Raw genomic sequence first — 26,404 nt, 5'->3', positions numbered from 1 at the left:
GGCCGATGGTACTGCATGGGTAACTGTGTGGGAGAGTAGGTCGCCGCAGGGAATTTATTTGAAAGGCCCACCTGGTTCATCACCGGGTGGGCCTTTTGCTTTTAGTGTTTCTCATGTGAAACCCAAACTCCCCTTGCTCATATATCTGTCGCTTTGTGATGCAGCTCACATACAGGCGGGGCTGAAATCAATTATCTTCAGTCAACGTCATAGCGGTAGGCCTTTTTACCAGGGGGAGTTAGATGCTTTCAAGTCGTAAGGTTTCTTTGCTGGTTCTTACGTTTGTTCTGTTCGGCGCCGTGTCTCTTTGGGCTGACGAAGGGAGAATGTCCCGCTCGAAAGGGGGCTTCTTTACCAATCTTTTCCAACCGACTCCGCCGGCTCCGGCGTGCGAACTCAATGTCAAAGAACATTACGACTTCTATGACATCAACGGCACCAGCGTCGGCGACCTGCGCAAGCAGATGAGGAGTAACGGCACCAGGTGGAACGATGGCAGGGTCTATGCCGCGTTGACTACCTGGGACATCCATTACAACTACGACATCTTTGAACATGACGGCAGATGTGGGGTGAAATCTGTGGCTACCGACGTGGACATCGTTTACCATTTCCCCCGGCGCATTACCTCGCTGGCCACTCCAGACGTAATCGGCGGGGTCTGGAGCGATTACTACGAGCATCTCAAGGTGCACGAGTTCGGGCATAAGGAGCTCGCAATAAAGGCAGCCGGGGAGATCAATGAGACGCTGGCCTCCCTCGACAATTTTTCTTCCCGGACCGATCTGGAACGAGAGGTCAAGCGGCTGATCGACGCGAAGTTGAAGAAGTTGAACGACGACCAGGTGGAATACGATGCGGAGACGCACCACGGGGCGACCCAGGGGGCGGTGCTCCCGGACAACTGATACGCCGCTACCGGAACTGAAAAAGAAAACGGCCACCCAGCAGATGCAGGGCGGCCGTTTTCTTTCCCAGGGGACGGAGATGCTGAACTATTCCCCGATGATCTTGATCAGGACCCTCTTGCGACGCATGCCGTCGAACTCCCCGTAGAAGACCTGCTCCCAGGGCCCCAGGTCCAGCTTGCCTGCCGTTACGGCAATCACCACTTCCCTTCCCATGATGGTGCGCTTGAGGTGGGCGTCGCCGTTGTCCTCGCCTACGTTGTGCCGGTACCGCGAATACGGTTTTTCCGGCGCCAGCCCTTCCAGCCACTCTTCAAAATCACGGTGCAGTCCGCTTTCGTCGTCGTTGATGAACACGCTCGCCGTGATGTGCATGGCGTTAGAGAGGATGAGCCCTTCGCGGACCCCACTTTCGGTGACGGCGTCCGCCAACTGCCCGGTGATGTTGATGAAGGCGCGCCTGCTTTTCGTCTCGAACCAAAGTTCCTTCCGATAATGCTTCATTGCGTCTTGTCCTCCTCCTTGAACATTCCATTAGGGCCATTGCCCCCATTTTCGTCCAGCTCCTTAAGGATAGTCTCGTCGGGTAGTTCTTTCGGAATGAGCTCGGGTCGCTTCGGGGCGTGCGCCTCAAAGACGGCATCGAGCATTGCCGGCGCCGTCTGCCAGCGGTGCCGGGAGCGCATGATCACCAGGAGCACCCTCGTCTCCCCGCGCTGGGCAAGTGCGATGAGGCATTGTCCCGCTTTCGGGGTGGTCCCGGTCTTCACCCCCCTGGCTCCATCATAGCGACCGATCAAACGGTTGATATTTCTGAAGGTGTAGGAGCGTTTGCCGGAGACGGTGGTGATGGTCATCCGAGGGGTTGCCACCAACTCGGCAAAGGCTTCGTGATGCAGCGCGGCATTGGCGAGAACCATCAAGTCATGGGTCGTGGAGTAATGCCCGTCCTGGTCGTGGCCGCAGGCGTTGCGAAACTGCGTGTCGTGGAGCCCGAGCTCGGCGGCGCGACGGTTCATCATGGTCACGAATTTCGGTTGGCTCCCCCCAACATGCTCCGCTAACGCGCGGCAGGCGTCATTGGCGGACGCCATGAGCGTAGCGGCGAGCAGGTTATGCACCGTGAGACGATCGCCGCGGTGCAAATGGATCCTGCTTCCTGTTTCCGAGGCGGCAGCCTTGTTCACCGTGACCACCTCCTCCAGCCGGCAATGCTCCAGGACGAGCAGCGCGGTCATCACCTTGGTGAGGCTGGCCTGCGGCCGGCGGATGCCCGAGCCCCGCTCCCGGTAGATCTTCCCGTTTACCTGCAGCAGGTACGAGGCTGGAGGATCGGCGAAGGCGAAGTTGGCGGCGTAACCGCTGGCGGGGTGAACGGTAACCAGCAGCAGGGCGATCAGCGTCAGTATGGCGAATGAGAAAAATTTCATCCAACGTCTTATAGCATTGAATCCCTGCCGCGCAAACGCCATCGAAGCTGCGGTGGGCGCCACTTACGCCATTTACATTTAGCATCGGGTTGGGGTATTCTCGCCAGATTATCTGCTGCAGCGAGGTTCCCTTTGGCGACCAGAATCAGGATTCTTCCCGAACAATTGACCAACAAAATAGCCGCCGGCGAGGTGGTCGAGCGCCCTGCCTCCGTTGCCAAGGAACTGGTGGAAAACGCCCTCGATGCCGGCTCCTCCGAGATCGTCGTCGAGATCGAAAACGGCGGACGCAAGCTCATCAAGGTCACCGACAACGGCAGCGGCATGTCCCGGGAAGATGCGCTTCTCGCGCTGGAGCGCCACGCCACCAGCAAGATCGCCAGCGACGAAGACCTCTTCTCCCTTTCCACCCTGGGCTTTCGCGGCGAGGCGCTCCCGTCGATCGCTTCGGTCTCCCGGCTCACCATTGCCACCCGCCCCGCCGAAAACCTGGAAGGAACCGAGATCTATGCCGAAGGGGGCAAGATCAAGGAGGTCAAGGAGTGCGGGATGGCCGGGGGGACGGTGATCTCGGTCCGCAACCTCTTCTTCAATACGCCGGCCCGGCTCAAGTTCATGAAAAGCCCCGATACCGAGTCCGGGCATGTCGGCGAATTCATGACCCGGCTCGCCATCTCCCGTCCCGACGTCCGATTCACCTACCGTACCGACGGGAAGGTCGTCTTCCGGGCTTTGGACTCCGATCTCAAAGAACGGGTCGCCACGCTGCTGGGGCGCTCGATCGCCGGCTTTCTCTATCCGGTGTCGGCAACCGAAGGCGCAGCCGCCAGGATCACCGGCCTCGTTGCCGCGCCGGAATGCAGCCGCAGCGCCGGGAACCATCTCTACACCTATATCAACGGCCGGTTCATCCGGGACAAGGTGGTGCAGCACGCCATCCTGCAGGCGTACCGCAACTTCATGGAGCGGGGCCGCTACCCGGTGGTGGCGCTCTTCATCGAGGTCCCGCCCTCCGAGGTCGACGTCAATGTCCACCCGACCAAGCACGAAGTCCGCTTCCGGGAGCAGGGCCGGGTCCACGATGCGATTCAATACGCGGTGGAGGGGGTGCTCAAGGCGACCCCCTGGTTGAAAAAAGATGCCGCAGCCGCTGCGAGAACTGCCGGATTTTCCGGTCGACCGGCCCCGGCCCAGCCGGCAGCTCAGCCGGTTCTGTTCCGAAATTCCGGACAGGCTCCGGTCCCGGCAGCAGCACCGGTATCGATCGCGGTTGCAACATCGGCCGCGGCACTGGCTTCAATCCCGAGGACGTTACCCGAGTCGGCACCGGTTTTGGATCAAGCGGAAAGACCGGCGTTGACACCAGATCGGGAGCCGGCCGCCCCAGGGGGGCCGGCTCCGGCGGCACCTTCCAGTGTGAGCGCCGCCAAGGTCGCCGAGGTCAAAGAGCTGCTGGTGGACTACCGTCCCCGGCAGCAGCCTCCGCTACGCCCCTACCTTACTAACCCTGCCAAGGAGAGACCCTCAGCCGCGGCGCCGGTTGCGGTCAGCTCCGCCGAGGAGGTGGCTTGCGTCGGCTACTTCTCCTCCCTCTCCGTCATCGGCCAATTCAACGCGAGTTACATCGTCTGCCAGGACGGGACCGATCTGGTGCTGATCGACCAGCACGCTGCGCACGAGCGGGTCGCCTTTGAAAAACTCAAGGCGGAATTTACCGACCGCGCCGTCGCAAGTCAAGGATTGCTCTTTCCCGAAACCATGGAGCTCTCTTTTAAGGAGACCGCGACCCTCAAGGAGCACGCCGACGAGCTCTCCCGTCTCGGCTTTCACCTGGAGGAGTTCGGCGGGAACACCTGGCTGCTCAAGGCGGTTCCGCAGCTGCTCGCCAACGCCGAATATCTGCGGACCGTCCGGGACATCCTGGAGGAGCTCTCCTCGCTGAGCCGCAGCCGCACCTTCACCGATCTGCTGGAGGACATCCTCGCCAAGCTCGCCTGCCACAGCGTGGTCCGGGGGCGCCGTCCCCTGAGCCAGCAGGAGATCGCCGCCCTCTTTGCCCAGATGGACGGCACCGACTTTTCCAGCAACTGCCCCCACGGGCGGCCCGTCCTGCAGCGGCTGACGCTTGCCGAGGTGGAGAAGATGTTCAAGCGGCTTTGACCGGGCCGGAGGATGTTGCCGCAATGATTGAAGCCAGGATCAAACTCGTCGTCATCGGCGGACCTACCGGTTCGGGGAAAAGCGGGCTCGCGGTGCGCCTTGCCGAGGAGATCGGTGCCGAGATCGTGAACGCCGACTCGATGCAGGTCTACCGGTACCTGGATATCGGCACCGCGAAACCTACCCGCGAGGAACTCGACCGGGTTCCCCATCACCTGATCGGATTCGTCTCTCCCGAGGTCAATTTCACCGCTTCCGACTTCAGACGTGAGGCCGCTGCGGTGATCGAAGACATCGTCGCGCGGGGGAAAAAGGTCATCGTCGTCGGCGGCACCGGGCTTTACCTCCGGGCGCTTGTGGAAGGGCTGGTCGATTCGCCCAAGGCGGACGAAACCCTGCGCCGGGAGCTCGAGGCACTGTCGGGGGAGGAACTGGTATGCCGGCTCGCCGAGGTGGACCCCGAATCGGCGAGTCGGCTGCATCGAAACGACCGGGTGCGCCTGGTGCGGGCTCTCGAGGTGTATCACCAGACCGGACGACCGGTTTCGGCATTGCGGACTGAGCATGGCTTTTCCGGTGAACACTACGACACTCTTAAAATCGCCATCAAAGTAGAACGTGAGGCGCTCTACCGTCGCCTCGACCAGAGGGTGGACACGATGCTCGAGTCCGGTCTGGAACAGGAGGTCCGCTCTCTGCTATCTCGCGGTTTTTCGAGAGAGCTCAAGTCAATGCGATCCATCGGCTACAAGGAAATGTGTGCCTATATTGCCGGTGAGATGGGCCTCGAAGAGGCCACTCGACTGATGAAACGCGATACCCGCCATTACGCGAAACGTCAGTTGACGTGGTTCAAAAGGGATAATGAAATTTATTGGCTTGAATATCCTGAAAGTTTTGCTACTATCCACCAACATGTCATTGAATTTTTTGCGTAAAGGAGAGGAACATGCCGAAAACGCCCTTTAACATTCAGGATCAGTACCTTAACCAGTCCCGCAAAGAGCGCGTAAAGGTTCTGGTACAGCTCATGTCGGGTGAAAAACTGGAAGGAAATATCAAGTCCTTCGATAACTTCTCCGTACTGATGGAAGTGCACGGGGATATTCTCATCTATAAGCACGCCATTTCCAGTATCACCTCGGTTGACGGCACTTTCCGGCTGCATCAGTAGCTCGGTTCGGAGCAGCGGTCTTCTGCTCTGAAAGAAATGTCGTCACGCCACGTTCCTTCCGAAAGCCGGCTGGGCTCCTTCGATTCCAGCCGGCTTCTTTATTGTGCCGCTCCCGGATGTCGGTTTCCCTGTTCCGGAACACCCTTCCCCCTGTTTCCCCCTGGCACGATCCTGCCCGTTTCCAACGCGATCTCGGGTTCTCTTTTGGTGACTGTCGATGTTATGATGCGACAGCGGATGGCGTGATCGATGGCTCCCCCCGGTTTTGCACCGCGTTGGCAGGTTGATTAAAGGCAATCGCGCCAGCAATGGCGCTCCCACAGAAATAGCGCCGCCGGTGGCAGTTCAGGGCTCGGGAGTACTCACCTCCTGGGAAGGGTGGTAAGGAAAATGGAGAGATAATGTCAGGTTTGATCGTTGACCATGTGATGCCGGAATCGATTGCCGAGGAGTTGGAGATCGAGCCGGGGGACCGGTTGTTATCCATCAACGGGCACATCGTCCGGGACGTGATTGACTACAACTATTTCGGTGCCGAGGACAACCTCGTTTTGGAGGTCGAGAAGTCGGACGGCGAGCTCTGGGAGCTCGAGGTGGAACGCGAAGAGGGGGAACCGCTCGGGCTCGTCTTCGCCGCACCGGAACCGGCGCGCTGCGGGAACAACTGCGTTTTCTGCTTCGTGCACCAGCTCCCCAAGGGGCTCCGCTCCCCGCTTTATGTGAAGGACGAGGATTACCGGCTCTCTTTCCTCTATGGCAACTACGTCACCCTGGCCAACATCGGTCAGGAGGAACTGGACCGGATCAAGGAACAGCGGCTTTCCCCGATTTATATATCGGTCCACGCGACCGATCCGGCCACTCGCGAACGGCTGCTGGGGAAAAAAGACCTCCGGCCGATCCGCGAGGTGATGGAAGAGCTGGCGCAGGCTCGGATCAGCATGCATTGCCAGGTGGTGCTCTGCCCGGGGTTGAACGACGGCGCGACGTTTGCGCAAACCGTGGCCGATCTTGCCGCGCTGCACCCGTGGGTCGCCTCGCTGGCGGTGGTGCCGGTGGGGCTCACGGCGCATCGGGGACGGCTCCCCGGGCTGACCCCGGTGACCGAGGAGTTTGCCGGCAGCTTCGTGCCGGAGTGGGAGGCAAAGGCGCGCGAGCTCGAGAAGCGCCTGGGCGAGCCGTTTCTCTTTCTCGCCGACGAGTTCTACCTCAAGGCAAATCTCCCGTTTCCTCCCCTGGAAACCTACGGGGACCTCCCGCAGCTGGAAAACGGCGTCGGGATGATCCCGCTTTTTCTGCACGAGGCGGAGGAGGTTCTGGAGGAGGCCGGGAAGCTTCCCCCGGCCCGGGTTACCGTGGTGACCGGCGATTCGCCGTTCCGCTACCTCTCGGAGTTTTTGGAAAAGCTCTCCGCGAAGACGGGAACGGCCTTTCGCTGCGTCCCGGTGAAAAACCGGCTTTTCGGACCCACCGTAACCGTCACCGGCTTGATCAGCGGCAAGGACATCATTGCCGAGTTGGAGGGGATGGAACCGGGCGGGGTGGTACTGGTGCCGGACGTGATGCTTAAAGAGGGGGAGGGGGTCTTCCTGGATGATCTGACCCCGGAGGATATCGAAGCGGCGCTCGGGGTGACCGTGATCGTGGCGGAGTCGAGCCCGCGCGGGATCTACGAGGCGCTCGAGCTGCTCAATGAGCAGTGAGCAATAAGCAATGAGCTGGAAACAAAAACAGCCGCGGGAAATCCTGCGGCTGTTTTTCTACGTTAGCAAGGGGGCCCCGAGGCACCCTTTTTCTTTTTAAGTTCAAGAGGCTGCCATGGCGTCGATGGCGGCGAAGTCGAAGAGCTCTTCCGCCTTGTACTTGATCAGGTTGATCTTTTCGTGGTCGTCCTTGGTGATCTTCGAGACGTGCTCCCGCAACGCGATGAAGGCATTGGCGGTCGACTCGGTGACCCGCAGGTAGGGAATCCGGCTGTCGTCCAGGATCTTCTGGCTGATCGCCGAGATCGGCGCCGAGCCCGGAATGACCAGCCCCGCGAGTTTGCGCCGGTAGGCCGGTATGTTGTACAGGGCCGACGAGGTAACGATCAGTTCGTCGCGCGAGCTGGTGGTGATGAGCAAGGTCGAATCCTGCATGGTGTCGATGACCCGCTGGGAGGAGGCGGCACCGAGCTGGATGTGGTGGATGATCCGGCTCTTCGCCTCCTGGTCCCCCTGCAGCGGGAGCTTGAACAGGTTGGCGACGTCCGCGAGGGTCGGGTTGGCGAGGATCGGGGAGTAATTGAATGCCCCCGCCACCGGCGGTTTCCCGTTGAAGGACTTCTGCAGAAACCCGAGCGTCTCCGCCCTTTTTTCCGGAAGGAGCTTGTTGGCCAGCACCAGCTTCACCTCGGCTCCTTCCTGGCGGAAAAGGGAGAGGTTCAGCTGCACGATGTCGATGACGCTTCCGATCCCGCCGCTGGCGACCATGATCACCGGGGCGCCGAGCGCCTTGGCGATCTGGGCATTGTTGATGCCGATGACCGACCCGACGCCGCCGTGCCCCGACCCTTCGATGATCAGGAAGTCGTTTTTCTTTTCCAGCTCGGCGCAGGCCTTGAGCACCCGGTCCAGCGGCTGGTGCGGTGTGATGTCCCCGGCGAGAAATCTCTTGGTAAAGCCCCGCCCCAGGACGACCGGCGACATCAGGCGCCGGTCCTCTTCCAGGCCGTAGATGGAAGCGATCAGGGCCGCATCCATGTCCATCTCGACCCCGTCCAGAATGCACACCTTAGGTCCGATCGGTTTGATGAACCCTACCCGTGCGTACCTCTTTTTGGCAAGGTGCATCAAGGAAAGACTGATTGTCGTCTTCCCACAGTGCTGCCCCGTTGCAGCTATGAATATCTTCTTGCACATTAGTAGCCTCTGCGCATTGCTTAAGTCTTGATTCGGACCACCTCAGAGTATACCGATTTGCCAGTTGACGGGCAACATAGTATACGGCAACGCTTTTTCCGCACCTGCTTGTGAGGCCGGTGGAAAGATCGAGCGCGATTCACCCGGCCCGGCCCCCGCTGGGGCGGGGTTCGACAAGAATGCCCCCCATGTTACAATCTTATGCCATAATATTAGTAACTCACATGAGTTTGGTCGTGCCGGTCTTTTTCACAAGTGCACGACCATCGCGCTGCTCATTAGCTTAGCAAGGGGGTCACGATGATACGAGCCGAAGAATTCGTCACTGCCGTATTCGCTGCCCTGGGAAAAGAGCCGCGGATGAATCTGGCCCGGCACCCGATCCAGGTGGAGTTCCAGGAGGGTGTCGTGACGCTGACCGGGGAGGTGGAGGACGTCGCCTCCAAAAAGATCGCCCTCGAGTTGGCCGCGGCGACGCCGCAGGTAACGGGAATCGTCGACCGGCTCCGGGTGGAACCGGCGGAACGGATGGAGGATGGGGCAATCCGCGATCACGTCAGCCACGCCTTCATGGGAGAGTCCGCGTTTAATTCCTACTCGTTGCGTACTCTGGTCAAAGGGGAATGGGAAACGGTCCGAATGGTAGAGGGAGGAAGGGTACTGGAGATCGAGGTGGCCGAAGGGGTGGTCACCCTGAACGGGAAGGCGGAAAGCCTTTCCCATAAACGGCTGGCGGGGGTATTGGCCTGGTGGGTGCCCGGATCCCGCGATGTCGTCAACGGACTTGAGATCTCGCCGCCCGAGGAGGACAACCCGGACGAGGTCGTCGATGCGATCCGCCTGGTGCTGGAAAAGGACCCGCTGGTGAACGCGTCGCAGGTCAAGGTCTACTGCCGCGATCTTATCGTCACCCTTACCGGATCGGTCGCCAGCGAGCGTTCTCGAAAGGCCGCCGAATCCGATGCCTGGTTTGTCTTCGGGGTGGACGGGGTGGTGAACGAGTTGGTCGTCATCCCCTGATCGCCAGGAAGACGCTTCTCCCGTGTCGGCAAGGCAAGGCGTCCGACCGTATGGCGGGCGCCTTTTTCGTGGAGGCTCCCATGAAGATTCGCCCCAAGCATGCCACCGTCCCGCGCGATCGCGACGAGACCGAGCGGCACCGGATCGTCACCCTGCTGCAGGCCGAATCCTTGCCAACGCGGGAGATATCGATCCGGATTCGTATCAGCGAAAAGGAAGTCCTCGATCACCTGGAGCACATTCGGATGGGGCGTTACGGAACGCTGGTCATGGAGCCGGCGGCCTGCCGGGCGTGCGGGTTCGTCTTCAAAAAGCGGGACCGGCTGAAGGGGCCGGGACGCTGCCCGGTCTGCCACAGCGAGCAGATCGCGGAACCGCTCTTTACGATCGGTTAGCGGGATGGGTGGGGTGGAGATAGAGCCAGGCGTTGACCGCGCAGAGGAGAACGGTGCCGGTGACGATGACTGAGCGCGGCGCCGTGAGGTAGATGATCTGGTTCAGGTAATAGGCGACGAAGGAGCCGGCGTAGCTGCTGCCGCCCCCCAAGTGCCGCAGCCAGACCTCGAGATCGGTCAAGGGGCAGTACCAGTCCAGGGTTTCCACCAGGAAGACAAACACCAGCCCGGCGATGTGGACCACCCGGACGAGGCGGTTGCGCCGCCCCCAGATGGCGCCGAAAAAGAGAAAGAGGATCCAGATAAAGTGCAGCACCGCAACGAGATCGGCGAGCCCGGCGTAGGGCAAGGGGGCGTGGTTGGCAGGCACCGGCCGGGTTGGCGCCGCGGCGCCCGCTGCCGGCGGGGGGCTCATACATCGAGCACCACGGTGGCCTCCCACCGCTCGCCGGTGTGCCGGACCGAAAAGCGGTGCAGCGTCACCGCCTTCACGTCGGTGATCAGGCGGTGACGCTCCGGTTCGATCTCTTCTCCCTTTAACAGCGCCTCGATCGTGCACCCCTGGGGTGCTTCCCCGACCCGAATCTCGGCCGGATGCAACAGGAGCCGCCGCGCGTCCTTCAAAAAGATGATTTCATTGAGCCATTCGAAAAGCAGCATCTCCAGGTCATGCTCCTCGAGATGCACCGGCACCGCGGCCACTTGGTACACCTCCGAGGGGCTTTCCACCATCACCGCCAGCGTCGCTTCGGCGGCCGCGGCGAAAAGCTCGTCCAGCGATGCGGCCCAGGCGTCGAACGCGACGTCGGCGTGGGCTATGTCTCCGCGAAATTGAAAAGGCATGGCGTCCCCCCGCATCAACCCTTGATGTTCCCGATCGGGACCAAGCGCGCCACCCGGCGGCTCAGGCCCGCCCGTTCGGTCGTCTCGGCCACCTCGTCGATGTTCTTGTACGCCGCCCCCGCCTCCTCGGCGAGCCCGCCGAACGAGTCGGTCCGGACGTAGAGGCCCCGGCTCTCCATGTCCCGCTGCAACTTGTCCCCCCGGAAGGTCTTCTTCGCCTGGTGCCGGCTCATGGTGCGTCCGCTGCCGTGCGCCGTGGTGAAAAAGGCGTCCGCTCCCCCCGCCATGCCGGCCAGCAGGTACGAGCCGGTCTCCATGCTCCCGCCGATGATCACCGGCTGGCCGGTCTTGGCATAGCATTCCGGCAGCCCGTACCCCCCCGGCCCGAAAGCGCGGGTCGACCCTTTGCGGTGGATCAGGATCTCGCGCTGCTTGCCGTCGATCTCGTGCCGCTCCAGCTTCGCGGTGTTGTGGGCGACGTCGTACACCATCTTCATGCCGAGGTTGAACGGGTCGCGCTGGAAGATGTCGGAGAAGACCTCCCGGATCCGGTGCAGGATCACCTGGCGGTTGGCAAATGCCATGTTGACCGCGCACTTCATCGCGCTGAAGTAGGCCTCCCCTTCCGGGGAGCGAAACGGGGCGCAGGAGAGCTCCCGATCCACCACTTTCAAGCCGTACTTGCGCTCCATCACCGAGAGGAAGAGTTTCAGGTAGTCGGTCGCGACCTGGTGCCCGAAACCGCGGCTGCCGCAGTGAAACATCACCACGACCTGGTTGGGGATGTCGATCCCGAAGGCTCGGGCCAGCTGCGCGTCGAAGACGTTTTCCGGCCGTGCCACCTGGATTTCGCAGTAGTGGTTACCGGAACCCAGGGTGCCGAGCTGGTTGTAGCCGCGCTGGATCGCCTTGTTGCTGATGTGCGATGCATCCGCGCCGGCAAAGCAGCCACCCTCCTCGGTCATGTCCAGGTCGTCCTGGGTGGCAAAGCCGCGTTTGAAGCACCAGCGCGATCCCTGCTCCGCCACCTGGCCGAACTCGGACTCGCTCAGCCGGACGAAGCCGTGGCAGCCGACGCCGGTCGGGATGCGGGCGAAGAGCCGGTCCACGAGCTGATGCAGCCGGGGGCGGACTTCCTCCTCGGTGAGGTTGGTGAGCACCAGGCGCATGCCGCAGTTGATGTCGAAGCCGATGCCTCCCGGGGAGATGACGCCGGTGTGCGGGTCCATGGCGGCGACCCCGCCGATGGGGAAGCCGTAGCCCCAGTGGCCGTCGGGCATGCAGTAGGCGTATTTGAGGATGCCCGGGAGGGAGGCGACGTTGGTGACCTGGTCGAAAACCCCGGCATCCATCTCGCTGAGGAGCTTTTCCGTCGCAAAGATCCGGGCCGGGACGAGCATCCCTTCCTTGTAACTGACCGGAATCTCCCAAAGGGTCGGCGAAATTTTCGTGATGGCGGTTGGTATGTTCATGATTCCCCCCTTGCGCGACCGTTAACTTTCACGATCGGACAATAGTACCAGAAGGGGGCGGGCGTGGCAGGGAGGATCGGTATGCGGGGTACGGCGGTGGCGGAGCGCGGTGGGGGCGATCGGTGCTTGATCGGGTGGTGAGGCGCCGGTCGGGACGCAGCTGGTGGGGGGGAAGATCCCGGGTGTGGCTCGGCTGCGGCAGCCTTGGTGATCAAGGCGGTGCGGTAGCGGGGGGAAGGCGGCATCCGCTCCGAGAGACAGGAAGCCGCCGTAAGTCGGCTCAGATTTCCCAGTCGATCTCTTTTTCGGTGCGCAGGGTCGAGGTCCGGCGCACCCGCGGGTCCATGCCGTTTCCCTCGACGTCCTCTTCGAGGCGGACCCAGTTGCCGTCTTCGACATATCCGGTGATGCACTTCGACTTGATAAGGAACTCGAGGTGATAGTCGCTGACTACGTCATAGGTAAATTCGTCATAACAAACCAGAATGCCCATCTTTCCCTCCAAAACTCAATACAGTGTCATGTCATGGAGGTAGTTATCGGAGGGTGCTTCGCCGATCTTTAGCATTTTTTTATTGCACGGCAATAATCCCCGTCGCGGCGGGCGCGTTTGGAGTTCCGGCTGCGCAAACGGACAGTTGACAATACTACTCCCTCACCTGTATGCTCGCGTAATGCCCAAAGGCATAATTCAGCGAAGAGGTAGGCTAATGGATAACGATAACGTGGAAGAACTGGAAACCGGCGAAGAGAGTTTCGCCGCATTGTTCGAGCGGAGCCAGAAGGACGCAGGGCGTCTGGAGCCGGGCGACAAGGTTGAAGCAACGGTCCTCAAGATCGCTAAAGACTGGGTGTTTCTCGACACCGGGAGAAAAGGCGAGGGGATCCTGGATATAAAGGAAGTGACGGACGCCGAGGGGAACCTCACCGTCAACGTGGGGGACAAGGTCAGCGCCTGGTTCATCTCCTCCCGTAACAACGAGATGCGCTTTACCACCAAGGTCGGCGCGGCCGGCAAGGGTGCCGGAAACGCGCAGCTCCAGGAGGCGTATGCCGCCGGGATCCCCGTCGAGGGGACCGTGGAGAAGGAGATCAAGGGTGGGTTCGAGGTCAAGGTTGCCGGTTCGCGCGCCTTCTGCCCGTTCTCCCAGATCGCACTGCGCCGCATCGACGATGCCGCCGCCTTCGTGGGCAAGCACCTCGCCTTCCGGATCACCGAATACTCGGAGAACGGCCGCAACATCGTCGTCTCCCACCGCGCCATCCTCGAGGAAGAACAGCGCCAGCAGAAAGAAGCGCTCAAGGAAACCCTCAAGGTCGGCGACCGCGTGCGCGGCACCGTGGTTTCCCTGCGTGACTTCGGCGCGTTCGTTTCCATCGGCAGCGTCCAGGGGCTCCTCCCGGTCTCCGAGGTGGGGTGGACCCGCGTGAAACACGTCAGCGACGTCCTCTCGGTCGGCGACGAGGTCGAAGTCATCATCAAGGGGATCGACTGGGAAAAAGACCGGATCTCCTTCTCCCTGAAGGACACTCTGGCCGATCCGTGGGAAACTGCGGCCCAGGCCTTCCCGGAAGGCTCCTACCAGAACGGCAAGGTGGCACGGCTCACCCCGTTCGGCGCGTTCGTCACCTTGGGGGAAGGGATCGACGGCCTGATCCACATCTCCAAGCTGGGCGCCGGCAAGCGGATCGCCCACCCCAAGGAAGTTCTTTCCGAAGGGCAGGAGGTCGAGGTCAAGGTGGAAGGGATCGACCGTGAGCAGCGCCGCATCTCCCTGTCGCTGGCTGCGGCGAGCCGCGCCCAGGAAGAGCAGGCCGAGACCATGCAGGCTTACAAGGCGAGCGTCTCCGAGGCCCCCAAAGCCATGGGTACTCTCGGTGATCTGCTCAAGGCGAAGCTCAAGGGGTAGGATTTGCAGGAAGTTTTTCCCGAGCGCTCCAACCTTTTGAAGCTGGCGCGGACCCGCATGCCGTACGGGAAGTACGCCGGAGTTTTGCTGGTCGACCTACCGGAGCCGTATCTGGTCTGGATGAACCAGGAAGGGTATCCCGGGGGAGAGCTCGGGGACCTGCTCCGTTGCATGTACGAGGTGAAGGTGAACGGACTCGAATACCTGTTCGATCCGCTGCGCTGAAACGCCGGCACTCCCCAGCCCGAAGCACAGAAAAAAAAGATCCCCCGACTTTCGTTGGGGGATCTTTTTTGTTGGTGGCTGCTCCTCCGGTGGGCTGATCGTCCCGGCGCCGGGAAATTCAAGCTGCCTCCCTTGCGGTCAGCGCATCCACTCGACCCGGACCAGGTTGTTTTCGTGACTCCACTGGTAGTGCAACTCGCCGCGCTGGGACTTGAATACTTCCCGCCCCAGTTTCTGGGCCAGTTTGTCTTCGGTCGTCGTCACCACGACCCGGCCGTCTTCCTCGGTGATGTCCATGATCCGCCCCAAAGGGTTTTTGGTGCGGGACTTGGACTCCATGTGCCTGACCGTGTTGAGGATCTCCTCCTTGTGGGCGGCAAGATACGGTCCGGAAAGGGTCACCACCCCGCCCGGGTTGTGGTCCTCGATCCGCTGGCAGGCCGGGCAGAGGACCTCGCAGGAGATTGCGCCCCGGGTCGGTTCCAGCTGCCACCGCTTGTTGCGATAGACAATGCCGCATCCCCGGCACAGCGAGCCTTCCTTCCGCCCCTCTCCCGGCAGATATGCATCGGGAGCCCGCACGGTCCGGAGCCCCTTTTCCTCAGCTCTTCTGATCCCTCGTGGCATGACAGTACCTCCCTTGGCAGATTGGACGACGCTAAAGTATAGCCTCGTCTGCCCGCTTCGCACCAACCACGGTGGCCTCCACCAGGCACAAAAAAGCCCGACGTTTCAAGTCGGGCTTTCTGTTAAAGAGGGTGGATAACTGGCATTGATATGAGACGCTTTTCTCTTATCCGTCGGTGGAACGCTTTTAGGAGGGCGGATGCATGCTCCTTTTAGGGCCATGCATACGGTGCGACTTGAAGCGACCCCTTTTTCTAGCGGTGCTTACGCGCATGACGGATGAGACACAAGGCCTTGTCGGCTTCATCTCCATGAAACGCCAGTTATCGCTCCGGGGGTGCCGTACCGGTGCTGAGCGTACTGCCCTTTGTGCCAGTATGACCCGGGAAAGCGTTTCAGGCGATCTTGAGAACTTCCGGATCGCTCACCACGCTTGGACCTGGGTACCCTGTTCGATCTGTCGACAGGTGCCTCAAAACTACCGGTTACCTGCACCCCAGAGAGAAGTTCAAAGAACATTTCCTCTTTACGATTATATTGTACTGCTCACGCTTTCCGAGAGTCAATACATTCGATGGTGCTGACAGTGGGGGTCCCGGTGTTGAAACAGATCACCTGCCCCAGACTCTGAAATTGCCGGAATCGATGTGGACAAAGCCGGGTTGCGAGTAGTATCCGACCCCACCGTAGGCCAGGGCGAGCGCGGTCCGGCGCACCGTCTTGAGCCCGACCCCCGGAACGGCGATGTCGAGCGCCTTCCCCTTGGTATGCAGGCTGTGTTTCGCCACCCCACCGTGCCCTTCGCGGCGCAGTTCGGAGTTGTAGGCGGGGGAGCGGTAGCCGGAGATGATCTGGATCTCGTTGCCGCCACCGAGGTTCTTGTCGACCTGGTTCAGGTACTCGATCACCCTCAGGTCCATCTTGGTGGCTTGGTTGGTGTAGTGGCAGCGCAGGAGCCAGTTGAGCGCCTTGAGCGCCTCCGGGTCATACTCGCCGAGACTGTTGCGGTAGGTTACGGTCAGTCGTTCGTTGGAGTGGATGTTGTGGAGGGAGAGCTTTCCCTCGGGGGCTCCCTGGAGATTCGGCAGCCGTGCGAAAGCCGTTTTTTCCGTGAAGAGCGTTGCAGCAAAGAGCATCGAAGCCTTGAAGAACGTGCGGCGGTCCCATCTGCGATCAGTCAAATTGCGCCCCTTCCATGTTTTATTTTCGGGTTGGAGGTGCCTCTATTTAGCAGGAAAACGACGCTAGTGTCAATACTTACGCGTTTTAATGATTGCGGAGGGGGCCTAGCGTGGTAGCATTGTTAGGTTTTTTCCCGGAGGTCGCCCATGAGAAACGACAGGACGCGGGATTTAGCGGAGAAAAAGGAGCACATGATCCTCGTTCACCTGATGGGGCGGGGGATCGACGATGCGGCGGTTCTGCGGGCCATGCGGGAGGTGCCTCGCGAGGAGTTCGTTTCGCCCGGTCTGGAGGCCTCTGCCTACGACGATTACCCGCTGCCGATCGACGAAGGCCAGACGATCTCCCAGCCGTACATCGTCGCCTACATGACTCAGGAGTTGCAGCTCAAAGCGGAGGACCGGGTCCTGGAAATCGGCACCGGGTCCGGTTACCAGGCCGCCGTCCTGAGCCGGATCGTGCACCGCGTCTATTCGGTGGAACGGCTCCCGCTTCTGGCCGATCAGGCACGGGAGCGGCTGCGGCGGCTGGGGATCGACAACGTCACCGTCTTTTGCTCCGACGGTACCCTGGGGCTTCCGGAACACGCCCCGTACGATGCCATGATCGTGACCGCGGGGGCGCCGAGCGTTCCGGATGCGTTGGTGCGGCAACTTGCGCTGGGGGGAAGGCTCGTGATACCGGTGGGGCGCTCGCCCCTGTCCCAGGAGCTGGTGCGGGTGCGGCGGGCAGGTGAGACCGAAATCCGGACCGAGGAGCTCTGCGCGGTCCGGTTCGTCCCTTTGGTGGGGGAACAGGGGTGGAAGCAATGAACAATCTGACCAGCGTCGACTTCCCGGTGGTTCCTCTCCCTCCGGGGGGGGTGCCCGAAGGGGGGGAGGGAAGGTTCTCCAGGGGAAATCCCCTCACCCCGACCCTCTCCCGGAGGGAGAGGGAGGCTCAGGCGCTTCGGTATGAAGATTGACCCTGATCAGCATGACGTTTATCAGGCCCTTGCGGCTACTTCTCTTCGGAACCTTCCAACAGCTGCACCGCTTCTTTTTCTTCGATGCCGGTCAAGGTCATCAGCAGGTCCAGGAAATCGCCGGGGAGCGGCGCGGTGATCTGCAGCGCTTCCTCGGTCGCCGGATGGGTGAGCCGGGTGGTGAACGAGTGCAGCGCATGACCGGTAAATCCGTCCACCCCGGCTCCGCCGTAGCGTAAGTCGCCCAAGATCGGCCGCCCGATCGCCCGCAGGTGCTGGCGGATCTGGTGCATCCGGCCGGTCAGCGGATAGACCGCCAGAAAAGCTCCTTCACTTCCTTGCAAAAGCCTCCGGTACCGGGTCTGCGATTCCTTCCCTTCCAGGGGGAGATCGATCACCCCCTGCTCCTCGACCGTCCCTTCCACGAGTGCCAGGTAGAGTTTCCCCAGCCCTTCCTCTTTCACCATTCTCCCGAACATCCCTGCCGCGACGCCGTTCTTGGCCATGATGATCGCCCCGGAGGTCCCCTTGTCGAGGCGGTTCACCGGTCGCAGTTTCAGCGGCTCGCCGCGCTGGGCCAGAAACTTTTCCCCCAGCTCAACGAGGTTCGGCTCGGCCGCATTTTCGGTGCGGTGCACCGCGAGGCCGGCCGGCTTGTTGAATGAGACGATCCAGCTGTCTTCGTAGAGGATGTCGAGCATGAAGCGCGGGCGCTCCAGCATCGCCGCGGTCTTGCCGCTTTCCTTGACGGTGACCTGGTCGTCGATCCGCAGCCGGTCCGAGGCGGCGGCCGGGTTGCCGTTGACCTTGACGTGGCCGGCGCTCAAAAGTTTCTTGATGTACGACAGGGGGGCCTTCGGGAGAAGGTTGCGCAAAAAGCTGTCCGCCCGCCGCAGGTGATCTTCCGCTTGTATGGTGTAGGTAAGCATGGGGCGGAGTATACCTGCTGCGGCGTTGGTGAAGCAAGCGGTCTTTGTTGCAGAACCGGGGGTAATTTGCCGGCGGGCTTTTGGAACGCGGAAGGGAAGGTGACGGGGATGGCCCCGCCGGGCAGGAGAAACCCGGCGGGTGGGCAAAACGGCGCGGATCAGGATTTCACGTCGGCGCCGTCGCCGAAATCGCCGATGTCAGGAAGGTCCCGCGGGTCGCAGACGCGATCCAGATCGTGCACCCGGGCTCCGCACCGGTTGCATTCGTATTCCGGATGCAGCGAAAGCCTGTGGACCTGCGAGATATCCCCCTTTGCAGTCAGCGCGCAGATATGCTCTTTGTGGTTCTGATCTTTGCATTCTTCCATGGCGGTATCTCCCTTGAGGCTTTGTGGTGGCTCCACGTTATAGCATTATGGAGTTTTTGCCGGATGAGCTGATGCTGCAGGTCGTGGCTGCTCCATATCTAGCATTATAGCTTAGTAGCTCAAAGTCGGGGGAATTAGGGAATTGCCGCCGGTAGAGAGAGTTCTGCGGGCAAGGGGGCTTGATAGATAGCCAAATAGAAAAGGCGCACCGGAAATTCCGGTGCGCCTTTTATCATGCGGCAACTGACTCCGCTGATCGGAGCGTTACTTCTTGATGTTGTAGAAGACTTCCTTGCCCCGGAACAGCGCGACTTCGTCGAGCTCGTCCTCGATGCGCAGAAGCTGGTTGTACTTGCAGACGCGGTCGGTGCGGCAAAGCGAACCGGTCTTGATCTGGCCTGCGTTGACCGCGACGGAGAGGTCGGCGAGGGTGGTGTCCTCGGTCTCGCCGGAGCGGTGGGAGATGACGCAGGTGTAACCGGCGCGCTTGGCCATTTCGATGGCGTCGAGGGTCTCGGTCAGGGTCCCGATCTGGTTCAGCTTGATCAGGATGGAGTTGGCGATCCCTTTCTGGATCCCTTCCTTGAGGATCTTCGGGTTGGTGACGAAGAGGTCGTCGCCGACGATCTGGATCCGCTTGCCGAGGCGCTCGGTGAGGAGTTTCCACCCTTCCCAGTCGTTTTCCGCCATGCCGTCTTCGATGGAGATGATCGGGTACTTGTTGACCAGGTTCTCGTAGAAGTCGACCAGTTCCGCCGGGGTCTTTTTCGGCTTGGCCTCGTTCTCCAGGGTATAGATGCCGTTTTCGAAGAGCTCGGAGGAGGCGACGTCGAGCGCGAGCAGCACTTCCTCGCCCGGCTTGTAGCCGGCCTTCTCGATGGCTTCCATGATCACCTGGAGCGCTTCCTCATTGGACTTGAGGTTCGGAGCGAAGCCACCCTCGTCGCCGACGGCGGTGTTGTAGCCTTTGCCTTTCAGAACACCCTTCAGCGCGTGGAAGATTTCGGCACCCATGCGCAGCGCCTCGCGGAAGTTCTTCGCGCCGGCCGGCATGATCATGAATTCCTGGATATCGACGTTGTTGTCGGCGTGGGCCCCGCCGTTGATGATGTTCATCATCGGCAGCGGCAGTTCCTTGGCGTTGGCGCCGCCGATGTACTGGTACAGGGGGACGCCGACTTCTTCAGCCGCGGCGTGGGCTACCGCCAGCGAGACGCCGAGGATGGCGTTGGCGCCGAGCTTGCTCTTGAACTCGGTCCCGTCGAGGTCGAGCATCTTCTTGTCGATCCCCGCCTGGTCGGTGGCGTCCAGGCCGATGACTTCCGGTCCGATGATGTCGTTGACGTTGGAAACGGCGGTAAGGACCCCCTTACCGAGATAGCGCCCCTTGTCGCCGTCACGCAGTTCGAGCGCCTCGCGCTCGCCGGTGGACGCGCCGGAGGGAACCGCAGCCCTCCCCATGACGCCCGAATCAAGGAAGACTTCGACTTCCAGGGTAGGATTCCCCCTCGAATCAAGGATTTCTCTGGCGTAAACCTCGGTAATCTGGCTCATCTTTTACCCCCGCTTGCATAAAATGTAACGGGCAGGTTCGCCCGTTTATTGGATTGTCGTCTTATAACAATATTTCCCGGCAAAGGGCAAGCCCTTTCTTAAATTTTTGCTAACACTAATCCGGGAAGCGCCGTCCTGCCCCAGTTTCCATTGACAGTGGCGCGGCAAACAGAATATATTCACTCCTTACGGTAAACTTAGCACCCTTGCCTCGTGAGAGTGGGGACTTCGGAATATACATGCCCAGCGAAAGCGGCGATAAACATACTCAGCAGAGCCCGCTACTCAGGCTCTGCTACTGCTGGTTGGAGTCGGCCCAGCGGGGACTGACGGCGGAGCGCTACGAGCGCCGGAGCCGTTACCTCGTGCTGCTGGTGACGGCGGTGCTGCTTACCCTGGCCGTCATGCCCAGCCCGCAGTTCCTCGCGGTCACCTACCGTGAGGGGGACATTGCCACCTCCGACATCCGCGCCAGCCAGGACTACCTCATCGAGGACCTCCTGCTGACGGAAAAGAAGAAGGCCGAGGCGGAGGCGGCGGCTCCTTACATCTATGACCTGGACCCCACCGCGAACATCGAGATCGTGCGGCGCCTGGAGCAGGCTATTTCCATTGCGCGCAACCCGGAGGCGGAAGGGGGACGGCTGCAGGCGGCCAAGGTCCTCGGGATGGAGCTTTCCGCGCCGGAATTCGGTGCCCTGGCGCGGGTGAAGCAGGAGCGGATCCTCCTCTCCGAGATCGGCAAGAACCTCGCCCCGTACTATCGGCAGAAGATCGTAGCCGAGCGGGAGAGCTTCGAGGCGGACCGCGCCCACGGCATCCAGGTGCTCGACCCCGAGACCCGGCAGGAGATCGCCGGCGATTTTTCGTCCTGCGTCGGACTCCCCTTCGTCAAAAGATCTCTCGCCGGCATCCGGCTCACCCAAGGCGCCTCGCCGCGCGACCTGGAAACCATCAAGGGGCTCCTGCTCCGCATGGTCACCCCCAACCTCTCCTTCGACCGCGACGCCACCGACCACAAGAAGTCCGAGGCCCGAAACGCGGTCCGCCCGGTCCTGTTCCGGATGAAACGGGGCGAGATGATCGTGAGGGTCGGGGAGCGGGTCACCGCCGACCAGGCGATGAAGCTCGCCCGGGTCAACAAGTCCCAAAGCCTCACCCCGGTGCTGACCGCCCTGGGGATCTGCGGGCTGATCCTGGTCCTCGTCTATCTCCCCTACCGGTTCGCCCGGAAGAACATCCGCAAGTTCAATCCGACCAACAAAGACATCCTCCTTCTGTCGCTGCTCACCGTGGCGCACTTTGCCCTTTTGAAGCTCCTTTTCGCCGTCTCCTCGGCGCTGGGCGGGGTCTTCCCCACCATCGAGACCTCCGGCTACTTCTACCTCTTCCCCTTCGCCGCGAGCGTCATCATCGTCCGGATCATCCTCAACTCCGAGGTCGCCCTGGTATACTGCGCGGTCTGCGCGCCGCTGATCGGGATGATGTACAACGGCTCGCTCCAGGTCGTGGTGTACGCCCTGGTCGGGGGGATCATCGGCGCCCACGGGGTACGGCAATGCAAGGAGCGGGGCACGATCTTCAATGCCGGACTCAAGGTGAGCGTCGCCAACATGGCGGTGGCGTTTTGCTTCCACATCTACGGCGAAGGACAGCTCATCTCGCTGCAGACGGTCTACTGCATGATGTTCGCCTTTGCCAGCGGCATCATCAACGCCGTGTACGTCTCCGGCATGGTCCCCCTGGTCGAGGCGCTCTTCCAGTACACGACCGACGTAAAGCTGCTCGAACTGGCCAACCTGAACGCGCCGCTTTTGCGCGAACTGATGATCCGGGCCCCGGGCACCTACCACCACAGCGTCCTGGTCGGGAACCTGGTCGAGGCCGGCGCCGAGGCGATCAGCGCCAATCCGCTCCTGGCCCGGGTCGCCGCCTACTACCACGACGTGGGCAAGCTGAAGAAGCCCCAGTACTTCATCGAGAACCTCCGCGAGTGCGAGAACAAGCACGACAAGCTCTCCCCGAGCATGAGCGCACTGATCCTGATCTCGCACGTGAAGGAAGGGGTGGAACTGGCCCGGGAACACCGGCTCGGCCTTCCCATCATCGAGATCATCCGCCAGTCCCACGGCACCTCGCTGATCACCTTCTTCTACCAGAAGGCGAAGGCGGCGGAGCCGCCGGGCACGCTGGGGGTGGACGAGCGGGACTTCCGCTACCCCGGGCCCAAGCCGCAGACCCGCGAGGCGGGCCTGGTGCTCCTTGCCGACTGCGTCGAGGCGGCCTCGCGCACCCTTACCGATCCGACCCCGGCGCGCATCCAGGGGATGGTGCAGAAGATCATCAACAACATCTTCATCGACGGGCAGCTCGACGAATGCGAGCTGACCCTGAAGAACCTGCACGAAATCGCCAAGAGCTTCAACAAGATCCTCTCCGGGATCTACCACCACCGGATCGACTACCCGGAACCCGCCTACAAGGAGAAGAGCGTTGCCGCCAAGAAGCCAGAAGATAGCGATAACGAACCGCCAAAAACGGAGGCCGGTCGGGACGACGGCGTTGCGAAAGGTGGCGCAGAGGATCTTAGACGACTTGGGATGTCCTGAGGCGGAGCTGTCGATCAGCATCGTCGGGGACCGCACCATCCGCCAGATCAACCGCGAGTACCTGGGGCGGGACAAGGCGACCAACGTCATCTCCTTTGCCATGCAGGAAGGGGAGTTCGGCCAGGTGAACCCGGACGTCCTGGGCGACGTCGTGGTTTCCGCGGACACCGCGGCCCGCGAGGCGGAGGAGGGGGGAGAGCCGTTCTTCTCCAGGCTCTGTTTCCTGCTGTTGCACGGCATCCTGCATATCACCGGGTACGACCACGAGCGCAGCGGCGAGGAGGAAGCGCGCCGGATGGAAAAGCGCGAGCAGGAGATCTTCACCGTGCTCAAGGGGGAGGGGCTGCTTGAGCTCTAGCATGGAGAGGGGGGAGTGAAGCCGACCCGCTTCATCGATTCGGTCAATTGCGCCGTCCAGGGGATCATCTACACGGTGCGCACCCAAAAGCACATGCGCTGGCACTTCCTGGCCGCGCTGGTGCTCTTGCTGGCGGCGCTCCTTTTCCGGGTGACCCCGGTCGAGTTCATGCTCCTTTCCCTGTCGGTCTCCTTCGTCCTCTTCGCCGAGCTTTTGAACACGGCGGTGGAGACGGCGGTGGACATGATCACCCCGGAGTACCATCCGCTCGCCAAGATCGCCAAAGACGTCGCCGCCGGTGCCGTTCTGGTCGCCTCCTTCGGGGCGGCGGTCCTGGGGTACCTGGTGCTCGCCAAATATATTTTTCCGCTGTACCGGGAGGGGCTGTCGGTGGTGGGAACCAGTTCGGAGATGGGGACGATCGTCTCGGTCCTCCTTGTCGTCATCGTGGTGATCATTCTCAAGGCAGTCACCGGGAAGGGAACGCCGTTGCACGGTGGAGTCCCCAGCGGGCACGCCGCGGTCGCCTTTGCCATCGCCACCTCCATCACCTTGAACACGCAGGAACCGCTGATCTCGCTCCTTTGTTACCTGTTGGCGATCATGGTGAGCCATTCCCGGCTCCTGCTGCGGATCCACACCTTGCGGGAGGTCATCTTCGGGGCGATGGTCGGCACGGCGCTGGCCGCCGGGGTGTCGACGCTGTTTCATTTCGTGGGGTAGACCGTAATGAAATTCTCGTTCCCAAGCTGCGGCTGGGGAACGGCCGGCTAGACGCGAAGCTCCAGCTTCGCTCGTGTGACAAAGCTGGAACTCTGATGGTCGGTATGCGTTCCCAAGGTGGACCTTGGGAAACGAGGAACATCGCCGGCGCAGCTGGAAAAATTCAAATCCTTATCATGGAATAAGGGAGTTAATCCTTGGAAGAGGAGAACGGAAAAAAGGGACAGGGGCTTTTGGAGTCGATCTCCAGGCTGCTGTACGGAAGAAAGCGGGTGACCGAGGCGGAGATCCAGGAGGTCATGGATGCCGGCGAGGAGGAAGGGCTGATCAACGAGGAGGAGAACGCGATGATCCGTTCCATCCTCGCCCTTAGGGATACCGTCGTCCGCGAGATCATGCTGCCGCGCACCGGCATGGCGTGCGTCTCCATCGAATCGGAGATCAGCGATGTCCTGGAGGCGGTGATCGCCTGCGGCCATTCGCGGCTCCCCGTCTACCAGGGGACCATCGACAACATCGTCGGCCTCATCTATGCCAAGGACCTCCTCCGCTACTGGGGGACGGAGAACTCGGCCATCGAGCTGAAAAGCATCATCCGCCCCCCCTTCTTCGTCCCGGAGACCAAGAACCTCGAGGCCCTGCTGCACGACTTCAAGAAGCGCCGGGTCCACATGGCGGTGGTCATCGACGAGTACGGCGGAACGGCGGGACTGGTCACCATCGAGGACCTGCTCGAACAGATCGTCGGGGACATCCAGGACGAGTACGACCTGGAGCAGGAGAAGCTTTCGGTCGAGGCGGACGGCGCCATCGTCGCCGAGGGGCGGCTTCCGGTCGAGGAACTGGAAGAACATTTCGACGTGGCCATCGAACGGGACAAGTTCGAGACGGTGGGAGGGCTCATCTTCCACGTCACCGGCCGCATCCCGCAGGTCGGCGAGATCGTGGAGACCGACACCCTCTCCCTCACCGTTTTGGAAGCGGACGAGCGCCGCATCGGCAAGGTACGCGTGGTGCGCCGGCAGCCGGACGAGCAGGAGCCGGAAACCCCGTGACCGCGAAGACAATGAAAATGTCGTCCCGCGCCGGCTATCTGTGGGCGCTGCTCAGCGGCGTCTTCCTGGCGCTCTCGTTCCCGATTCCCGGACTCTCCATCCTGGCCTGGTGCGCCTTCGTGCCGCTTTTCAAAGCGACCGACGGAGCGGCTCCCGGCAAGGCTTTCAACCTCGCGTTCACCGCAGGGCTCGCCGGCTACGCCGGGATGCTCTACTGGGTGAACATCGTCATGACCACCTACGGCAAGCTCCCCCTCTCGGTAAGCTTCGCCCTCTATATGTTCCTTTGCGCCTACCTGGCGCTGTACCCGGCGGTAACGCTTTGGCTGGTGCGCCGGGGGGAGAACGCGGGGATCTCCGCGCTGGTCTCCTTTCCGGTCATCTGGACCGGACTGGAGTTCGTCCGCTCGTTTCTCCTTACCGGCTTCCCGTGGGAATCCCTGGGGTACTCCCAGTACCGCACCCTGCCGTTGATCCAGATCGCGGACCTGACCGGGGTCTACGGTTTAAGTTTCCTGATCGCCCTGGCCAACGTGGTGATTTTCCGGGTACTCCTTTCGGTGTCCCGCAAGGGGGCGACCTATCCGGTGCGCGGGCTGATTGCGCTGCTGGTCCTCATGGCGCTCACCGTCGCCTATGGCTTTGGCGTCCTGAGCCGGCCGGAAAGCGGCCCCGAGCAGCAGGTGCTCCTGGTCCAGGGGAACATCCCGCAGGACGTGAAATGGGACCCGGCCTTCCAGGAATCGACCGTCGCGACCTACGAGCGGCTGACCCGGCTCGGTTGCCGGGAGCCGGGGACCCTGGTGGTCTGGCCCGAGAGCGCGCTGCCGTTTTTCTTTCAGGCCGAACCGGTCTACGCGGCGCGGGTGAGGGCTCTGGCGGCCGAACTGAAGAGCCCGCTTTTGACCGGGAGCCCGGCCGTCGAGAAAGAAGACGGCTTGGTACGCTATCTCAACAGCGCCTACCTGATCTCGCCGCAGGGCGCGGTGGTCGGGCGCAGCGACAAGCTGCACCTGGTGCCGTTCGGGGAGTACGTGCCGCTGGCCAAACTCCTCCCGTTCGTGAACAAGATGGTTGCCGGGATCGGCGATTTCTCCCCGGGCAAAAGCGCGGTGCCGCTCCAGACCGACGGCGCCCGGCTGGGGGTGCTGGTCTGCTTCGAGGGGATCTTCCCGGAAGTTGCCCGCTCCTACGTGGCGGCGGGGGCCAACGTGCTGGTGAACATCACCAACGATGCCTGGTTCGGGCGCTCTTCGGCGCCGTACCAGCACCTTTCCATGATGGTGTTCCGCGCGGTGGAGAACCGGGTCCCGCTGGTGCGTGCCGCCAACACGGGGATCACCTCGGCCATCGACAGCAGGGGGCACATCGACGGGATGACCCCGCTCTTCGAGGAGGCCACCCTGGCGGCCAAGGTCCATCCCGGCAAGGGGGGGACCTTCTACAACCGCTTCGGCGACGTCTTTGCGATTCTTTGTCTCTGCGGCGCCGCGGTCTGCGCGGGGTACCCGCTCAAGACGTCGGCGAAGGGGAAAACGAAGAAAAAGTAGGTTCAAGGTTGCAACGGTCCACCGGTTAATAACGAGCTGCTCCACCAT

The 26,404-nt window shown here is 61.7% G+C and carries 27 protein-coding genes and 1 pseudogene; 16 read left to right on the top strand and 12 right to left on the bottom strand.

The features are described from left to right. Together JFN93_RS25375 and JFN93_RS19850 are read left to right on the top strand one after the other, a co-directional pair. Positions 1–259 (top strand): hypothetical protein (locus tag JFN93_RS25375; protein ID WP_215907820.1); only part of this gene is annotated, 259 nt, incomplete at its 5' end. A 67-nt stretch (positions 260–326) separates the two neighbouring features. Next, positions 327–908, top strand: coding sequence for a DUF922 domain-containing protein (locus JFN93_RS19850; RefSeq protein WP_199385881.1), 582 nt, complete (start codon positions 327–329; stop codon positions 906–908). Between the two features lie 87 nt (positions 909–995). Here the strand turns inward: JFN93_RS19850 and JFN93_RS19845 are convergent, their stop codons facing one another. Next, positions 996–1,412 carry a secondary thiamine-phosphate synthase enzyme YjbQ gene (locus tag JFN93_RS19845; protein ID WP_199385880.1) on the bottom strand — a complete coding sequence of 139 codons (417 nt, stop codon included), beginning with the start codon at positions 1,410–1,412 and terminating at the stop codon, positions 996–998. Further along, positions 1,409–2,338, bottom strand: a complete 930-nt coding sequence (locus JFN93_RS19840; protein WP_199385879.1) for a D-alanyl-D-alanine carboxypeptidase family protein — start codon at positions 2,336–2,338, stop codon at positions 1,409–1,411. Before JFN93_RS19840 ends, JFN93_RS19845 begins: the two co-directional genes overlap by 4 nt. Before the next feature lie 132 nt (positions 2,339–2,470). Between JFN93_RS19840 and mutL the strand changes: the two genes are divergently transcribed. The 4 genes and pseudogenes from mutL to JFN93_RS19820 all read left to right on the top strand — a co-directional run. Further along, a complete protein-coding gene (gene mutL, locus JFN93_RS19835) occupies positions 2,471–4,498 on the top strand; it encodes a DNA mismatch repair endonuclease MutL (protein WP_199385878.1) in 2,028 nt (675 codons plus the stop codon). A 23-nt stretch (positions 4,499–4,521) separates the two neighbouring features. Continuing rightward, positions 4,522–5,436, top strand: a complete 915-nt coding sequence (gene miaA, locus JFN93_RS19830; protein WP_199385877.1) for a tRNA (adenosine(37)-N6)-dimethylallyltransferase MiaA — start codon at positions 4,522–4,524, stop codon at positions 5,434–5,436. Between the two features lie 11 nt (positions 5,437–5,447). Next, positions 5,448–5,672 (top strand): RNA chaperone Hfq, encoded by a 225-nt coding sequence (hfq, locus tag JFN93_RS19825; protein WP_199385876.1) that lies wholly within the window; start codon positions 5,448–5,450, stop codon positions 5,670–5,672. Between the two features lie 389 nt (positions 5,673–6,061). Beyond that, positions 6,062–7,375: pseudogene (locus tag JFN93_RS19820) on the top strand (DUF512 domain-containing protein); the annotation flags it as partial. Between the two features lie 102 nt (positions 7,376–7,477). On the opposite strand, the gene JFN93_RS19815 reads toward JFN93_RS19820, so the two are convergent. Beyond that, positions 7,478–8,572 (bottom strand): AAA family ATPase, encoded by a 1,095-nt coding sequence (locus tag JFN93_RS19815; protein ID WP_199385874.1) that lies wholly within the window; start codon positions 8,570–8,572, stop codon positions 7,478–7,480. Between the two features lie 300 nt (positions 8,573–8,872). Between JFN93_RS19815 and JFN93_RS19810 the strand changes: the two genes are divergently transcribed. Both JFN93_RS19810 and JFN93_RS19805 read left to right on the top strand, forming a co-directional pair. After that, positions 8,873–9,592, top strand: a complete 720-nt coding sequence (locus tag JFN93_RS19810) for a BON domain-containing protein (protein WP_199385873.1) — start codon at positions 8,873–8,875, stop codon at positions 9,590–9,592. An 80-nt stretch (positions 9,593–9,672) separates the two neighbouring features. Beyond that, positions 9,673–9,987: a transcriptional regulator gene (locus JFN93_RS19805; protein WP_199385872.1), complete on the top strand. Its 315-nt coding sequence runs from the start codon at positions 9,673–9,675 to the stop codon at positions 9,985–9,987. On the opposite strand, the gene JFN93_RS19800 is transcribed toward JFN93_RS19805, so the two are convergent. From JFN93_RS19800 to JFN93_RS19785, 4 genes are all read right to left on the bottom strand, one after another. Continuing rightward, positions 9,974–10,402, bottom strand: coding sequence for a DUF2784 domain-containing protein (locus JFN93_RS19800; protein WP_199385871.1), 429 nt, complete (start codon positions 10,400–10,402; stop codon positions 9,974–9,976). The genes JFN93_RS19805 and JFN93_RS19800 overlap by 14 nt on opposite strands. Then, on the bottom strand, positions 10,399–10,830 hold the full coding sequence (locus JFN93_RS19795) for an archease (protein WP_199385870.1): 432 nt from the start codon (positions 10,828–10,830) through the stop codon (positions 10,399–10,401). Before JFN93_RS19795 ends, JFN93_RS19800 begins: the two co-directional genes overlap by 4 nt. Positions 10,831–10,844: 14 nt before the next feature. Further along, positions 10,845–12,302, bottom strand: a complete 1,458-nt coding sequence (locus tag JFN93_RS19790; RefSeq protein ID WP_199385869.1) for an RtcB family protein — start codon at positions 12,300–12,302, stop codon at positions 10,845–10,847. A 280-nt stretch (positions 12,303–12,582) separates the two neighbouring features. After that, entirely contained in the window at positions 12,583–12,795 is a 213-nt protein-coding gene (locus JFN93_RS19785; protein WP_199385868.1) for a GSU3473 family protein, read from the bottom strand. Positions 12,796–13,012: 217 nt separating this feature from the next. On the opposite strand from JFN93_RS19785, the gene rpsA reads away from it, so the two are divergent. Further along, on the top strand, positions 13,013–14,212 hold the full coding sequence (rpsA, locus tag JFN93_RS19780; RefSeq protein WP_199385867.1) for a 30S ribosomal protein S1: 1,200 nt from the start codon (positions 13,013–13,015) through the stop codon (positions 14,210–14,212). A 3-nt stretch (positions 14,213–14,215) separates the two neighbouring features. Further along, a complete protein-coding gene (locus JFN93_RS19775) occupies positions 14,216–14,437 on the top strand; it encodes a DUF3820 family protein (RefSeq protein ID WP_199385866.1) in 222 nt (73 codons plus the stop codon). Between the two features lie 138 nt (positions 14,438–14,575). On the opposite strand, the gene JFN93_RS19770 is transcribed toward JFN93_RS19775, so the two are convergent. Next, positions 14,576–15,064, bottom strand: coding sequence for a BCAM0308 family protein (locus JFN93_RS19770; protein ID WP_199385865.1), 489 nt, complete (start codon positions 15,062–15,064; stop codon positions 14,576–14,578). Positions 15,065–15,675: 611 nt separating this feature from the next. After that, positions 15,676–16,245, bottom strand: coding sequence for a YcbK family protein (locus JFN93_RS19765; protein WP_236021838.1), 570 nt, complete (start codon positions 16,243–16,245; stop codon positions 15,676–15,678). Between the two features lie 147 nt (positions 16,246–16,392). On the opposite strand from JFN93_RS19765, the gene JFN93_RS19760 reads away from it, so the two are divergent. Further along, entirely contained in the window at positions 16,393–17,058 is a 666-nt protein-coding gene (locus JFN93_RS19760; protein WP_199385864.1) for a protein-L-isoaspartate(D-aspartate) O-methyltransferase, read from the top strand. 187 nt (positions 17,059–17,245) lie between these two features. Here JFN93_RS19760 and JFN93_RS19755 read toward each other — a convergent pair whose 3' ends face one another. From JFN93_RS19755 to eno, 3 genes are all read right to left on the bottom strand, one after another. Continuing rightward, complete coding sequence (locus tag JFN93_RS19755) at positions 17,246–18,139, bottom strand: RluA family pseudouridine synthase (RefSeq protein ID WP_199385863.1); 894 nt, start codon at positions 18,137–18,139, stop codon at positions 17,246–17,248. A gap of 158 nt (positions 18,140–18,297) precedes the next feature. After that, positions 18,298–18,507, bottom strand: coding sequence for a hypothetical protein (locus JFN93_RS19750; protein WP_199385862.1), 210 nt, complete (start codon positions 18,505–18,507; stop codon positions 18,298–18,300). Between the two features lie 264 nt (positions 18,508–18,771). Continuing rightward, positions 18,772–20,061 (bottom strand): phosphopyruvate hydratase, encoded by a 1,290-nt coding sequence (eno, locus tag JFN93_RS19745; RefSeq protein ID WP_199385861.1) that lies wholly within the window; start codon positions 20,059–20,061, stop codon positions 18,772–18,774. A 239-nt stretch (positions 20,062–20,300) separates the two neighbouring features. On the opposite strand from eno, the gene JFN93_RS19740 reads away from it, so the two are divergent. From JFN93_RS19740 to lnt, 5 genes are all read left to right on the top strand, one after another. Continuing rightward, positions 20,301–22,670 carry an HD family phosphohydrolase gene (locus JFN93_RS19740; protein WP_199385860.1) on the top strand — a complete coding sequence of 790 codons (2,370 nt, stop codon included), beginning with the start codon at positions 20,301–20,303 and terminating at the stop codon, positions 22,668–22,670. Next, a complete protein-coding gene (ybeY, locus tag JFN93_RS19735; RefSeq protein WP_236021837.1) occupies positions 22,657–23,028 on the top strand; it encodes an rRNA maturation RNase YbeY in 372 nt (123 codons plus the stop codon). Before JFN93_RS19740 ends, ybeY begins: the two co-directional genes overlap by 14 nt. A gap of 15 nt (positions 23,029–23,043) precedes the next feature. Continuing rightward, positions 23,044–23,751 carry a diacylglycerol kinase gene (locus tag JFN93_RS19730; RefSeq protein ID WP_199385858.1) on the top strand — a complete coding sequence of 236 codons (708 nt, stop codon included), beginning with the start codon at positions 23,044–23,046 and terminating at the stop codon, positions 23,749–23,751. 197 nt (positions 23,752–23,948) lie between these two features. Continuing rightward, positions 23,949–24,806 carry a hemolysin family protein gene (locus JFN93_RS19725; RefSeq protein WP_199385857.1) on the top strand — a complete coding sequence of 286 codons (858 nt, stop codon included), beginning with the start codon at positions 23,949–23,951 and terminating at the stop codon, positions 24,804–24,806. 11 nt (positions 24,807–24,817) lie between these two features. Beyond that, positions 24,818–26,356 (top strand): apolipoprotein N-acyltransferase, encoded by a 1,539-nt coding sequence (gene lnt, locus JFN93_RS19720; protein WP_199385885.1) that lies wholly within the window; start codon positions 24,818–24,820, stop codon positions 26,354–26,356. Positions 26,357–26,404: the final 48 nt, after the last annotated feature.

Source organism: Geomesophilobacter sediminis (genome assembly GCF_016458275.1).
Taxonomy (GTDB): Bacteria; Desulfobacterota; Desulfuromonadia; order Geobacterales; family Geobacteraceae; genus Geomesophilobacter; species Geomesophilobacter sediminis.
This window is presented reverse-complemented; position numbering and strand designations above follow the sequence as displayed.

Excerpts from the sequence above, each read along its gene's own strand:
- JFN93_RS19850 (WP_199385881.1), top strand. The coding sequence starts at position 327 with ATGTCCCGCTCGAAAGGGGGCTTCTTTACCAATCTTTTCCAACCGACT.
- JFN93_RS19845 (WP_199385880.1), bottom strand. The coding sequence starts at position 1,412 with ATGAAGCATTATCGGAAGGAACTTTGGTTCGAGACGAAAAGCAGGCGC.
- JFN93_RS19840 (WP_199385879.1), bottom strand. The coding sequence starts at position 2,338 with ATGAAATTTTTCTCATTCGCCATACTGACGCTGATCGCCCTGCTGCTG.
- miaA (WP_199385877.1), top strand. The coding sequence starts at position 4,522 with ATGATTGAAGCCAGGATCAAACTCGTCGTCATCGGCGGACCTACCGGT.
- hfq (WP_199385876.1), top strand. The coding sequence starts at position 5,448 with ATGCCGAAAACGCCCTTTAACATTCAGGATCAGTACCTTAACCAGTCC.
- JFN93_RS19815 (WP_199385874.1), bottom strand. The coding sequence starts at position 8,572 with ATGTGCAAGAAGATATTCATAGCTGCAACGGGGCAGCACTGTGGGAAG.
- JFN93_RS19810 (WP_199385873.1), top strand. The coding sequence starts at position 8,873 with ATGATACGAGCCGAAGAATTCGTCACTGCCGTATTCGCTGCCCTGGGA.
- JFN93_RS19805 (WP_199385872.1), top strand. The coding sequence starts at position 9,673 with ATGAAGATTCGCCCCAAGCATGCCACCGTCCCGCGCGATCGCGACGAG.
- JFN93_RS19800 (WP_199385871.1), bottom strand. The coding sequence starts at position 10,402 with ATGAGCCCCCCGCCGGCAGCGGGCGCCGCGGCGCCAACCCGGCCGGTG.
- JFN93_RS19795 (WP_199385870.1), bottom strand. The coding sequence starts at position 10,830 with ATGCCTTTTCAATTTCGCGGAGACATAGCCCACGCCGACGTCGCGTTC.
- JFN93_RS19790 (WP_199385869.1), bottom strand. The coding sequence starts at position 12,302 with ATGAACATACCAACCGCCATCACGAAAATTTCGCCGACCCTTTGGGAG.
- JFN93_RS19785 (WP_199385868.1), bottom strand. The coding sequence starts at position 12,795 with ATGGGCATTCTGGTTTGTTATGACGAATTTACCTATGACGTAGTCAGC.
- rpsA (WP_199385867.1), top strand. The coding sequence starts at position 13,013 with ATGGATAACGATAACGTGGAAGAACTGGAAACCGGCGAAGAGAGTTTC.
- JFN93_RS19770 (WP_199385865.1), bottom strand. The coding sequence starts at position 15,064 with ATGCCACGAGGGATCAGAAGAGCTGAGGAAAAGGGGCTCCGGACCGTG.
- JFN93_RS19760 (WP_199385864.1), top strand. The coding sequence starts at position 16,393 with ATGAGAAACGACAGGACGCGGGATTTAGCGGAGAAAAAGGAGCACATG.
- JFN93_RS19755 (WP_199385863.1), bottom strand. The coding sequence starts at position 18,139 with ATGCTTACCTACACCATACAAGCGGAAGATCACCTGCGGCGGGCGGAC.
- JFN93_RS19750 (WP_199385862.1), bottom strand. The coding sequence starts at position 18,507 with ATGGAAGAATGCAAAGATCAGAACCACAAAGAGCATATCTGCGCGCTG.
- eno (WP_199385861.1), bottom strand. The coding sequence starts at position 20,061 with ATGAGCCAGATTACCGAGGTTTACGCCAGAGAAATCCTTGATTCGAGG.
- JFN93_RS19740 (WP_199385860.1), top strand. The coding sequence starts at position 20,301 with ATGCCCAGCGAAAGCGGCGATAAACATACTCAGCAGAGCCCGCTACTC.
- lnt (WP_199385885.1), top strand. The coding sequence starts at position 24,818 with ATGAAAATGTCGTCCCGCGCCGGCTATCTGTGGGCGCTGCTCAGCGGC.